The organism is Mycobacterium nebraskense, from assembly GCF_002102255.1.
Taxonomy (GTDB): domain Bacteria; phylum Actinomycetota; class Actinomycetes; order Mycobacteriales; family Mycobacteriaceae; genus Mycobacterium; species Mycobacterium nebraskense.
The window spans coordinates 19,986-31,655 of record NZ_LQPH01000152.1 but is presented as its reverse complement, the minus strand read 5'-3'; the positions used below and the strand labels follow the sequence as shown (position 1 = coordinate 31,655).

The window sequence follows — 11,670 nt, the reverse complement described above, 5'->3', positions numbered from 1 at the left end:
GCCACACGAAAATCACCACCCCGCACCACAACTCGGCATCAGACCCAGCCCACACCAACTACCATGCAAAATCGAGGCTAACTGGCGGGCAACCCCGAAATGTTCCAATCGAGCTTATGAAAATTCTGGCACGCTTCCGCAAACCACGGGCGGTCACCATCTACGACCGGATCGGCGGGCACGAGGCGATCGAAGTCGTGGTCGAGGACTTCTACGTTCGTGTGCTTGCCGACGACCAACTTTCGGGCTTCTTCACCGGGACCAACATGAACCTCCTCAAAGGCAGGCAGGTGGAGTTCTTCGCCGCCGCCCTCGGGGGTCCCGAGCCCTACATCGGCGCGCCGATGAAGCAAGTGCATCAGGGCCGCGGGATCACCATGCACCACTTCAACCTGGTCGGCGGGCACCTGTCAGACGCGCTCGCCGCCGCCGGGGTCCCGTCCGAGACCGTGCCGGAGATCATCGGCGCCGTCGCGCCGCTTGCTCCCGAGATCGCGACGGGCGAGGCCAACAAGGCCACGGTCTGACGGTTCCGCCGAGATTGCCACGACGGTTGCGGTCGGGGCCGCCACCACGACCATGACGGCAATCTCGGCGTGTCGCGCCCGGCGTGCGCCCCGCAACCGGTAGTCAGCACGTATGCGACTGCTCGCCCTCATCGTTGCGGCCCTGGTGCTCGGCGCCTGCGGGGCGAAAACCACCCCGCCGTCGGCCAGCACCACCACGCCGACGACCACCACCCCGTCGGCCGCGGCGGCGCTCGACTGCGCCAAACCGGCCAACGCTGCCCAGCAGCTGGTGTGCGGCGACCCGCACCTGACCGACCTCGACCACCGCCTGCAGGCTTCCTACCAACAGGCCGTTGCCCGGCCCGGCGCGGACCAGGCCGCGCTGACGGCCGGGCAGGACCGATGGGCGACCGCTCGCGACGGTTGCGCACAGAACCCGGAGATGCGCACCTGCCTGGTCGAGGCCTACCAGACGCGGCTGGTCCAGTTGGCCATCGCCGACCCCGCCACCGTGACCCCGCCCGTCGTCACCTACCGATGCCCCGCCGACGCCGGCCCGTTGACCGCGCAGTTCTACAACCAGTTCGATCCGCCCACGGCGGTGCTCAACTGGAAGGGCAACGAGCAGATCCTCTTCCTCGAGCCTTCCGGCAGCGGCGCCAGGTACGGCCGGCAAGGCTCCGAATACTGGGAGCACCAGGGCGAGGTCAAGCTCGAATTGAACGGCACCAAATTCGTCTGCCGCGCGCCGTGAACCGTGCCTAGCATGCTCGACATGGGTCGCACATTCGACGACCTCGTGGCGGAGGCCGACGCTGCCCCCGTCGACGGTTGGGACTTTTCCTGGCTGGACGGGCGGGCCACCGAAGAACGCCCGTCGTGGGGTTACCAGCGTCAAATGAGTCGGCGGCTGGCGAGCGCGTCCGCCGCGTGCGACATCGACACCGGCGGCGGCGAGGTGCTAGCGGGAGCCGAGCGGTTTCCGCCCACGATGGCCGCGACGGAATCATGGCCGCCCAACGCGGCACTGGCCACCCAACGCCTGCACCCCCGCGGCGTGGTGGTTGTAGTGACCGGGAACAAGCCGCGGCTGCCGTTCGCCGATGCGGCGTTCGACCTGGTGACCAGCCGCCATCCCATCGCGGTGCGGTGGGCCGAGATCGCCCGGGTGCTGCGGCCGGACGGCACCTACTTCGCCCAGCAGATCGGGCCCGCAACGATGGCCGAGCTGGTCGAATACTTCATCGGGCCGCAGCCGGAGAAATGGGCCGAGTTACACCCGGACGTCCAGAACGGCGAGGCCCGGGCCGCGGGGATGGACGTCGTCGACATGCGCATGGAGCGGATGCGCGCCGAGTTCTTCGACATCGGCGCCGTTATCTACTTCCTGCGCAAGGTGATTTGGACGGTGCCGGACTTCACGGTCGACGCCTACCGGGAGCGGCTGCGCGAACTGCACGAGCGCATCGAGGCCGACGGGCCCTTCGTCGCACACTCCGTGCGGCTCCTCGTCGAGGCGCGCAAGCCCGGGTGATCAGCCCTCGGCGCGCAGCACGTCCAGCGCGTGTTGCAGATCGGCCGGGTAGGGGCTGACGATCTCCATCCGCCTCCCGTCCGCCGGATGGGCGAATGACAGCGAGCGGGCGTGTAGCCATTGCCGTTCCAGCCCAAGCCTTTTCGCGAGTTTCGGATCCGCTCCGTAGACGAGGTCACCGCAACACGGGTGATGCAGCGCGGAGAAGTGCACCCGGATCTGGTGCGTGCGACCGGTTTCCAGGTGCACGTCGAGCAGGCTGGCGGCGTGAAAGGCTTCGATGGTGTCGTAATGGGTGAGGCTGTGCCGGCCATCCTTGGTGACGGCGAACTTCCACTCGCCACCGCGGTGCCGCCCGATCGGCGCGTCGATCGTCCCACTCGACGGGTCCGGATGCCCCTGCACCAGCGCGTGATAGCGCTTGTCGACCGTGCGCTGTTTGAACGCCCGCTTGAGCACGGTGTAGGCGCGCTCGGAGATCGCCACCACCATCACCCCGGAGGTGCCGACGTCGAGGCGATGCACGATGCCCTGCCGCTCAGGCACGCCGGACGTGGTGATCCGGTAACCGGCGGCGGCCAGGCCGCCGAGCACCGTCGGTCCCGTCCAGCCCACCGACGCGTGCGCGGCCACCGCCGCGGGCTTGTCGACCGCGACGATGTCGTCGTCGGAATACAGGATCGTCATGCCCTCGATGTCGACGGGCGTGTTCTCCACCGGCGCCGGCGCCTCGGGCAGGCGAACCTGCAGCCACGCACCGCCGGTCAGCCGATCAGACTTGCCCGCCTGCACGCCGTCCAGTTCGACCCCGCCGTCTTCGGCCAGGGCCGCCGCGGCGCTGCGGGACAGTCCCAGCAGGCGCGCCAGCCCCGCGTCCACGCGCATGCCCGCCAGCCCCTCCGGGACGGGCATGGAACGGTCGGTCAACGCTGGTCGGCCTTACGTCGGCCCACGGTGTCGAAGTCGTAGCCGAAGATCGACAGCACCACCAGGAGGATGGCGCCGCCGACCACCGAGGGGTCGGCGACGTTGAACACCGGCCACCAGCCGACCGACAAGAAGTCCACGACATGACCCCGCAGCGGTCCGGGCGCCCGGAAGAAGCGATCCACCAGGTTGCCCATGGCGCCCCCGAGGATCATCCCCAGCCCGACCGCCCACCAGGGCGACACCAGCCGCCGTCCCATCCAGAAGATGCCGACCACCACGCCGGTCGCGATCAGCGTCAGCACCCAGGTGTATCCGGTCGCCATCGAGAACGCCGCACCGGAATTGCGCACCAACGTCCAGGTCACCGTGTCGCCGATGATGGGTACCGGCTGGCCGGGGGGCAGCAGTTTGACGGCGAGCACCTTGGTGACGATGTCCAGGGCCAAGACGATCGCCGCGACCGACAGCAGCAGGCGCAGCCGCCTCGGTGGCCGCTGCGGGTCGGTCGCCGCGGCGTCCTCAGCCTTGTCGGTTGAGGTCACGGGCTCAGTCGATCCTGTGGGTTCCTCGGGCACTCTCACATCATCCCCCAATGCGGACGCGGGCCGGCCGATGTTCGCGGTTGGCGTGCGCGATGATCTCACCATGGGCCGGCTCACTGTCATCGCCACCGGAGGCACGATATCGACCGGCACCGGCGCGGACGGCGTGCACCGTCCTGCTTATGGCGCGGCGGACCTGGCGGCCGGTCTAGACGTCGACGTCGTCGACGTGTTGGCGTTGGACAGCTCCCAGCTGGTGCCGGCCGATTGGGACCGGATGCGCGGCGCCGTGCGGGCGGCGATCGACGGCGGCGCCAACGGCGTCGTGGTCACCCACGGCACCGACACCATGGAGGAGAGCGCGCTGTGGCTCGAGCTCACCCACGACGGTGACGTCCCGGTGGTCCTCACCGGCGCGATGCGCAGCGCCGACGCCCCCGACGCCGACGGCCCGGCCAACCTGCGCGCCGCGCTTGCCGTGGCGGGCAGCCCCGCCGCCCGTGGCCTGGGTGTGCTCGTGTGTTTCGCCGGCCGGGTGCTGCAGCCGTTGGGCCTGACCAAGGTGGCGACCAACGACCTGAGCGGCTTCGCCGGTGAGCTGATCGGCACGGTGACCGGCGGTGTCACGCTGGCCGGCACCAAGACGCGGCCCCAGCTCGGCGGTCTCAACGCGGCGGGAGCGCCACGGGTGGACATCGTCGCCGCCTACCTGGGCAGCGACGGGGTGGCCCTGGACGCGTGCGTGGCCGCCGGGGCGCGGGGCGTGGTGCTCGAGGCGCTGGGGTCGGGCAACGCCGGGGACGCGGTGGTCGACGCGGTGGCCCGGCATTGCCGGGCCGGGGTCGCCGTCGCGGTGTCCACCCGCGTCCCGGGCGGGCGGGTCGGTGCCAGCTACGGGCCCGGGCACGAGATGGTGGCCGCCGGCGCGGTGATGGTGCCCCGGCTGCGACCGCCGCAGGCGCGGGTGCTGATGATGGCCGCGCTGGCCGCGAAGCTACCCGTCGGCGACGTCATCGCCCGCTGGGGCTGACGGCGCGTTGGCCTGCAGCGCGCCCAGGTAGTCCGGCCAGTCCAGGGAATCGACCGGGTTGGCTCTGGTCAGTTCGGCGGTGTCGGCGGGGAACGTCCGGGCCGGGCCCGGACCCGAGCTGCGGGTCTCGAACCGGACGGTGACCACCCCGTGGCCGGCGCCCTGCACCCAGCCGTGCCCGAGTTCGCGGTGCGCTATGTCGTCTCCCACCCGCCAACCCAAGTCGGCCTCGGCCGCCGGGGCGAACATGGCCTCGGCCGCGGTCGCCACGGTTTCTGCGGGGTGGTCCTCCGTCTCCCCCGCCAGGTCCAGGTCGGGGAACAGCGACTCCTGGCGCACGTCGCTCAACCCCGAAAAGCCCACGCCCAGTAGGCGAATGGGCCCGATCTCGCGGGGGTCGAGCAGCAGCCGCCGGGCCACCGCGACGAGCGCACCGGGCTCGGTCGTCGCATACGGCAACGTGGCCGAACGGGTCAGCGTGCTCATGTCGGATTTCTTCAGCTTCACCGTGACGGTGCGGGCGCCGCGGCCGTCGCGCTGCAGGCGTTGATGAGCGTGCTCGGCGATCGGGTCGATCGCCTCACGCAGCTGTTCCAGGGTGGTCAGGTCGACGGCGAAGGTGGACTCGGAGCTGATCTGCTTGGCTTCGGCGCGCTCGGCGACGGGGCGGTCGTCGATGCCGCGGGCGAGGCGGTGCAGCGCCGGCCCGATTGTCGCGCCCAGGATGTTGGCGGCCTCGGCGTCGGTCAGCGCGGCCAGCTGGCCGATGGTCTCGATGCCGAGTCGATTCAGCTTCTCCTCGGCGACCGGGCCGATGCCCCATAGCCGCCGCACGGGCAACCCGCCGAGCAGTGAACGCTCTTCGGCGCGCCGGACCACCCGGATGCCGTCGGGCTTGGCCAGGCCGGACGCGATCTTGGCGATCTGTTTGCCCGAGCCGGCGCCGACCGAGGCGATCAGGCCCGTCTCGTCGCGAACCCGTCGCCGCAGGTCCTCGCAGAACGCCTCGACGTCCTCGGCGGACGCGCCTGCGAGGTGGGGCGGTTCGCCGAAGCCCTCGTCGAAGGACAGTTGCTCGACCACCGGCACCACGCTGCGCACCGTGTCGAAGACTCGCCGGCTGGCCACCCCGTACACCACGCCACGGGGCGGCAACACCACCGCGGTCACGCCGATCAGGCGGCGGGCCTGGTGCATCGGCATGGCCGAACGAGCGCCGAAGACGCGGGCTTCGTAGCTCGCCCCGGCCACCACGCCACGGCCGCCCAGGCCGCCGACCAGCACCGGCCGTCCCCGCAGGGTCGGCCGGGTGAGTTGTTCGACCGAGGCGAAGAACGCATCCATGTCCAGGTGCAGCACCCAACGGGACTCCACAAATCAAAATGCTATTGGTCTAGCGTCCTTCGGCAGGGACGTCGAGGACCCCGTGGCGCGCGGTCAAGGGGCACGACACCGGACGGGGTTGCATCCGATCGGGCGCGTCCGACCATTTGTCGCTGTGCCCGCCTCGGAGCGACAATTCCTCGTGCCTCCGCCGCGCGGCGCGCGTTGTCGCTCCGAGGCGGGCACTTCGGTGCTCACTCCGCCCAGTCGCCGACGTGTCCGGTGTGACGACCACTCAGGCCTTGGCGATCCTCACCCGCACACCGTCGCCGATGTCGACGCCGTCGGCGGGTTCGCCGAACTCGAAACGGGTGGCCAGGATCTCACCTGCGATCAGGTCGCGGTGCGTGCGCGCCCAGTCCGCCCGCTCGGCCGGTACCGCCATCACCACGGAGATCCGGTCGGACACGTCCAGGCCGGTCGACTTGCGCAGCTCCTGCAGCTCGCGGATCCGGTCCTTGGCCCAACCCTCGGCCTCCAGCTCCGGGGTGACGGTGCCGTCGAGCACCACCAGCCCGGCCCCGTCGGGCAGCGCCGCGGTGAACTCCGGGTCGGCGGCGACCAGCCGCGAGCTGTACTCCTCGGGTTGCAGCACCGCGGGACCCGCGGTCAGCGTGCCGTCGGGGTTGACGACGCCCTCCCCCGCCTTCACCGCCTTGATCGCGGCCTGCACGTCCTTGCCCAGCCGCGGCCCGGCCACCCGGGCATTGACGGTGAGCTCGAACCGGCCGTATGTGTCGATCGCGTCGGTCAGCTCGACGCCCTTGACGTTGAGCTCGTCGGTGATCAGGTCGGCGAACGGCTCCAGCCGTCGTGGATTGTCCACCGCCACGGTCAACTTCGGTAGCGGCAGGCGCACCCGCAGCTTCTTGGCCTTGCGCAGCGACGACGCGGCCGAGCACACCTCGCGGACCTGATCCATCGCGGCGACCAGGTCGGGGTCGGCGGGCAGCGCTTCCGCATCAGGCCAATCGGTGAGATGCACCGACCGGCCTCCGGTCAGACCGCGCCAGATGATCTCGGTCACGGACGGAAGCAGCGGCGCGGCCAGCCTCGACGTCACCTCGAGCACGGTGTGCAGGGTGTCGATGGCGTCGGCGTCTTCCTCCCAGAACCGCGAACGCGACCGGCGCACATACCAATTCGTCAACGCCTCGGTGAACTGGCGCAGATGCTCGCAAGCCCTGGAGATGTCGCAGGTGTCCATCTCGCGGGTGAGGTTGTCGCGCAGTTCGGCGAGCTTGGCCAGGATGTAGCGGTCCAGCACCTGTCGCGAATCGGTGCGCCAGGTACCTACTTTGGGCGCATAGAGAGCCAGGAAGCTGTAGGCGTTCCAGAGCGGCAACAGGACCTGGCGCACGCTCTCGCGGATCCCCTGCTCGGTGACGATCAGGTTGCCGCCGCGCAGGATCGGCGAGGCCATCAGGAACCACCGCATGGCGTCGGAGCCGTCGCGGTCGAACACCTCGGACACGTCCGGGTAGTTGCGCAGCGACTTGCTCATCTTCTGCCCGTCGGAACCCAGCACAATCCCGTGCGCGACACAGGTTTTGAAGGCAGGCCGGCCGAACAGCGCGGTGGCCAGCACGTGCAGCGTGTAGAACCAGCCGCGGGTCTGGCCGATGTATTCGACGATGAAGTCGCCCGGGTAGTGGCTGTCGAACCAGTCGCGGTTCTCGAACGGGTAATGCACCTGCGCATACGGCATGGAGCCCGAGTCGAACCACACGTCGAGCACGTCGGGGATGCGGCGCATCCGGCTGCGACCGGTCGGGTCGTCGGGATTGGGCCGAGTCAGCTCGTCGATATAGGGCCGGTGCAGATTGGTGGGCCGCACCCCGAAGTCGCGCTCCAGCTCGTCGAGGCTCCCGTAGACGTCGATGCGCGGGTAGGCCGGGTCGTCGGACTTCCACACCGGAATGGGGCTGCCCCAGTAGCGGTTTCGTGAGATCGACCAGTCGCGGGCGCCCTGCAGCCACTTGCCGAATTGGCCATCCTTGACGTGTTCGGGATACCAGGTGATCTGCTGGTTGAGTTCGACCATGCGGTCGCGGAATGCGGTGACCGTGACGAACCAGGACGACACCGCCCGGTAGATCAGCGGATTGCGGCACCGCCAGCAGTGCGGGTAGGGGTGCTCGTAGGTCTCGTGGCGGAGTAACACCGCGCCGTTCGCCGCCGCCGGGCCGGTCGCGTTCTTCAGGTCGCGGATGATGTGCGGGTTGGCGTCGAAGACGTGCTGCCCCTGGTAATCCGGGACTCCTGCGTCGAAGCGGCCTTTGGAATCGACCGGCGTGACCGGCACGATGCCGACCTTGTCGGTGGTCGCCATGTCGTCTTCGCCGTAGGCGGGCGCCATGTGCACGATTCCGGTGCCGTCCTCGGTGGTCACGAACTCCCCCGGCAGGACCTGAAAAGCCTTGGGACTGTCCATGAAATACGGGAACGGCGGCAGGTATCGCGTGCCGAGCAGGTCGGCCCCGCGGTAGGTGCCCAGTACTTCGGGTTCTTCACCCAACTCGCGCGCGTAGGCGGCCAGCCTCGGCTGCGCCAGCACGAAACGATGGTCGCCGGACCGGACCTCGACGTAAGTGACGTCGGGGTTGACGGCGACCGCCAGGTTCGACGGCAGGGTCCACGGTGTCGTCGTCCAGACCAGCAGGTGGGCACCATCCAGCGCGCCGCCCACCACCTTGAATCCGACTGTCAGCGCGGGGTCTTGGCGACTCTGGTAGACGTCGTCGTCCATGCGCAATTCGTGGTTGGACAGCGGGGTTTCGTCGCGCCAGCAGTACGGCAGGACGCGGTAGCCCTCATACGCCAGGCCCTTGTCCCAGAGTTGCTTGAACGCCCAGATCACCGACTCCATGTAAGACAGATCGAGCGTCTTGTAGTCGTTGTCGAAATCGACCCAGCGGGCCTGGCGGGTGACGTACGCCTGCCACTCGTCGGTGTAGCGCAACACCGAAGCGCGGCACGCGTCGTTGAACGCGGCGATCCCCATGTCGTCGATCTGGGATTTGTCGTTGATGCCCAGCTGGCGCTCGACCTCGAGTTCGGCGGGCAACCCATGCGTGTCCCAGCCGAAACGGCGCTCCACCTTGTAGCCGCGCATGGTGCGATACCGCGGGACGATGTCCTTCACGTAGCCGGTGAGCAGGTGCCCATAGTGCGGCAGCCCGTTGGCGAACGGCGGGCCGTCGTAGAAGACGTATTCCGGGGCGCCGTCGCGGCGCGCGATGCTGGCCCGGAACGTGTCGTCGCGCTCCCAGTAGTCGAGCACTTCGAGTTCGAGAGCCGGGAAGTCGGGCGCGCCGCCGGCCAGCTTCGGATAGGCCTTGACGTCAGCGTTATCGGTCACGTGGTGCGTCGTCTCCTGTGCCTCAGTGCCGTTGGGCACTGGTAGCGCCTATTGGGGACGACGACGCGCTGCCTGCGCGAGCGCCGCGGTACCACCCCGCTTGCCACGCTGTCGCGTGGCCGCTCGTTGGAGGCTGTGACGGGCCCACCCGTTCGGTTCTACTGAGCCAGGCCGGCTGTTCTTCCGAAGACTCCCCGGTGATGCCGGATCAACGCCAATGGCTCGATTCTACTCAGGCTAAGGACCCCAAGGGGCTACCTGGCCTCAGGAAACACCTGCGGCCGGGTAGCCCCTTGGAGCCTTGGTTGGTCGCTGTCCATCGGATCACGCCTGAACTTCGAGCACACCAACCCGCAGCAGCACCGCGTACAGGTGGCGCAGCGGGATGCTCAACAGGCGGGTGGCGCCCTCCACCAGCGGGTCGCCAGCGAAAACAGGCTGCGCCGTGGCCCGGCGGGTGGCCTTCTTGGCGGCGGGAGCCGCAATCGTGCCGGTGTCGCGCACCACCGTCAATGTGCGGGCGGGCGCTACGGTTACCACTTCGTCGTAGAGAGCTGCGGTCATGGTCGCCTCCTAGGCGGGGTTCCTAAACGGGGACTAACTGAACTGACGTGCCCCGTCCCGTAGCGGTTCCGATCCCAGAACGCTTGGCCGAGAAGCCACTTAGCGTTGCGACGCCTCAGCTGAGAACGTCGTGCCGGAGACCGGATCGGGACGAGACGGAGTTCGGACTTCGGTCCGGACTGTCGCTGGAACTCATGTGTCCCTCACCTCCTCGCGGTCACGACGCGTGCGGTTATTGCACGCGACTTGTGCGCAGCGTGAGGAGCAGAAACCCGACGATCGTCGGAGATCCGCACCCCTCTCGTCAGAGCTTCGGCACCACACGACGTGTCCGGTGTTCCGGAAGCCACCTGGGCTCAACCCTTAAGCCGGGAGGAGCTGTCCTGACCCGGGGCGTCTTTCGACGTTCGGGGTCAGTGGCCTGTATTCGTGTAGACGCCTCACCTAACGAGGTGCATACCCGACCGATAATGCACGACGGGTCCGACGCGGTCAAACTCCTCGACGCGACATGTCGCAGTCTTTACGGGTTTCCGGGGCGGGCCCACAGGATCCGTCCAGGTCCAGGCCCATGACCTGCGCGTATGACTCGGCAGGCCGGCACCGATTGTTCATCTCGTGTTCGCCGGAGCCGGCCCTAACGGCCGTCAAAACGCTTGTGGGCAAGCGCCCGTCACTTCTCGACCAGGCCCTCGAGCCGCCCGATGGTGTCGATGAACTCCTCGACCATGTCGAGCACCACGGTTCGCGCAGGGCGAACCCGGTCAAGCGAGCCCACCACCTGGCCGACGAAGTAGGTGGCCAGCTCGCGCGCCTTGGCCCCGGGGTGCGCGGCCGCCTGGTTGATGCGCACCTGCGGCTCGGTGATCAGGGCGGTCTGCAACGGCATACCGAGCGGGTCGGGCTTTTCCGGCCGCTCCCATTCGTCGGTCCAGGCCGTACGCAGCATCCGGGCCGGCTTGCCCGTCATCGACCGTGACCGCACGGTGTCCGAGGAGCTGGCGGCCAGGAACTTGTCCTTGACCACAGGCGGCGTTTCGGCCTCTTCGGTGGTCAGCCACACCGATCCGCACCACACGCCTTCGGCGCCGAGGGCCAGGGCCGCCGCGATCTGGCGACCCCGGGCGATGCCGCCCGCGGCGAGAACGGGGACCGGCGACACAGCATCTACGACCTCGGGAACCAGGACCATGGTTGCGACCTCGCCGGTGTGTCCCCCAGCCTCGGTGCCCTGCGCGACGATCAGGTCGACACCCGCGGCCGCGTGCCGTTGCGCGTGGCGTGTGGTGCCGGCCAACGCGGCCACCAGCACCCCGCGGTCGTGGGCGCGTTCGACGAGGTCCGCCGGGGGCGGGCCGAGCGCGCTGGCGATCAACCGGATGTCGTGATCGAAGGCCACGTCCAGCAGCGGCTCGTAGCCCTTGGGCGAGATGTTGAGGCCGCCGGCGGAGGCACGCGCCTCCTGGGCCGGCGCCGTGATCCCGTACCGGGCGAGGATGTCGTCGACGAACGCGCGGTGTTCCTCGGGCAGCAGCGCCTGCGCCTGTTTGGCGTCGATGCCACCTTCGTCCGCACCGACGTACTTGGGCGGCAGCAGCAAGTCCACCCCGAAGGGCTTTCCCCCCGTCTGCTCCTCGATCCAGGTCAGTTCGTTCTGCAGTCGCTGGGGGCTGTGCGCCACCGCGCCGAGGATGCCGAACCCGCCCGCATTGGTCACCGCGGCCACCACATCGCGGCAGTGGCTGAACGCGCAGATGGGGAACTCGACACCGAGCATCTCGGCGACTCTGGTACGCATTGCCCGACGCTAAAGAGCT

Annotated in this window: 10 protein-coding genes and 1 riboswitch; of the genes, 4 read left to right on the top strand and 6 right to left on the bottom strand. The window is 69.0% G+C overall.

The window, feature by feature from the left end:
• The first annotated feature begins 116 nt into the window (after positions 1-116).
• The 3 genes from AWC17_RS22320 (at position 117) to AWC17_RS22310 (ending at position 2,043) form a co-directional block, all read left to right on the top strand.
• Entirely contained in the window at positions 117-527 is a 411-nt protein-coding gene (locus AWC17_RS22320; RefSeq protein WP_046186509.1) for a group I truncated hemoglobin, read from the top strand.
• A gap of 112 nt (positions 528-639) precedes the next feature.
• The gene (locus tag AWC17_RS22315; protein WP_046186508.1) at positions 640-1,263 is read left to right on the top strand and encodes a lysozyme inhibitor LprI family protein; all 624 of its coding nucleotides are present in this window, start codon (positions 640-642) and stop codon (positions 1,261-1,263) included.
• Between the two features lie 21 nt (positions 1,264-1,284).
• A complete protein-coding gene (locus AWC17_RS22310; protein WP_046186512.1) occupies positions 1,285-2,043 on the top strand; it encodes a class I SAM-dependent methyltransferase in 759 nt (252 codons plus the stop codon).
• On the opposite strand, the gene AWC17_RS22305 is transcribed toward AWC17_RS22310, so the two are convergent.
• On the bottom strand, positions 2,044-2,970 hold the full coding sequence (locus AWC17_RS22305) for an RluA family pseudouridine synthase (RefSeq protein ID WP_046186507.1): 927 nt from the start codon (positions 2,968-2,970) through the stop codon (positions 2,044-2,046).
• A complete protein-coding gene (lspA, locus tag AWC17_RS22300; RefSeq protein WP_082123192.1) occupies positions 2,967-3,548 on the bottom strand; it encodes a signal peptidase II in 582 nt (193 codons plus the stop codon). Before lspA ends, AWC17_RS22305 begins: the two co-directional genes overlap by 4 nt.
• Before the next feature lie 70 nt (positions 3,549-3,618).
• Here lspA and AWC17_RS22295 point away from each other — a divergent pair, with 70 nt between their 5' ends.
• Entirely contained in the window at positions 3,619-4,545 is a 927-nt protein-coding gene (locus tag AWC17_RS22295) for an asparaginase (protein WP_047322993.1), read from the top strand.
• Here AWC17_RS22295 and AWC17_RS22290 read toward each other — a convergent pair.
• From AWC17_RS22290 to AWC17_RS22275, 4 genes are all read right to left on the bottom strand, one after another.
• On the bottom strand, positions 4,510-5,919 hold the full coding sequence (locus tag AWC17_RS22290) for a DNA polymerase IV (protein WP_046184334.1): 1,410 nt from the start codon (positions 5,917-5,919) through the stop codon (positions 4,510-4,512). The two genes, AWC17_RS22295 and AWC17_RS22290, sit on opposite strands and share 36 nt — an antisense overlap.
• Before the next feature lie 244 nt (positions 5,920-6,163).
• The gene (ileS, locus tag AWC17_RS22285; protein WP_046184338.1) at positions 6,164-9,289 is read right to left on the bottom strand and encodes an isoleucine--tRNA ligase; all 3,126 of its coding nucleotides are present in this window, start codon (positions 9,287-9,289) and stop codon (positions 6,164-6,166) included.
• Positions 9,290-9,613: 324 nt separating this feature from the next.
• Entirely contained in the window at positions 9,614-9,853 is a 240-nt protein-coding gene (locus AWC17_RS22280) for an Rv1535 family protein (protein ID WP_046184335.1), read from the bottom strand.
• A gap of 289 nt (positions 9,854-10,142) precedes the next feature.
• A riboswitch (M-box (ykoK) riboswitch) is annotated at positions 10,143-10,312 on the bottom strand.
• A 214-nt stretch (positions 10,313-10,526) separates the two neighbouring features.
• Positions 10,527-11,651 carry an NAD(P)H-dependent flavin oxidoreductase gene (locus AWC17_RS22275; RefSeq protein WP_046184336.1) on the bottom strand — a complete coding sequence of 375 codons (1,125 nt, stop codon included), beginning with the start codon at positions 11,649-11,651 and terminating at the stop codon, positions 10,527-10,529.
• Between the last annotated feature and the right edge of the window lie 19 nt (positions 11,652-11,670).

What these genes read in the sequence shown, in the direction of transcription:
- AWC17_RS22320 (WP_046186509.1), top strand. Translation starts at nt 117, where the DNA reads ATGAAAATTCTGGCACGCTTCCGCAAACCACGGGCGGTCACCATCTAC.
- AWC17_RS22315 (WP_046186508.1), top strand. Translation starts at nt 640, where the DNA reads ATGCGACTGCTCGCCCTCATCGTTGCGGCCCTGGTGCTCGGCGCCTGC.
- AWC17_RS22310 (WP_046186512.1), top strand. Translation starts at nt 1,285, where the DNA reads ATGGGTCGCACATTCGACGACCTCGTGGCGGAGGCCGACGCTGCCCCC.
- AWC17_RS22295 (WP_047322993.1), top strand. Translation starts at nt 3,619, where the DNA reads ATGGGCCGGCTCACTGTCATCGCCACCGGAGGCACGATATCGACCGGC.
- AWC17_RS22280 (WP_046184335.1), bottom strand. Translation starts at nt 9,853, where the DNA reads ATGACCGCAGCTCTCTACGACGAAGTGGTAACCGTAGCGCCCGCCCGC.
- AWC17_RS22275 (WP_046184336.1), bottom strand. Translation starts at nt 11,651, where the DNA reads ATGCGTACCAGAGTCGCCGAGATGCTCGGTGTCGAGTTCCCCATCTGC.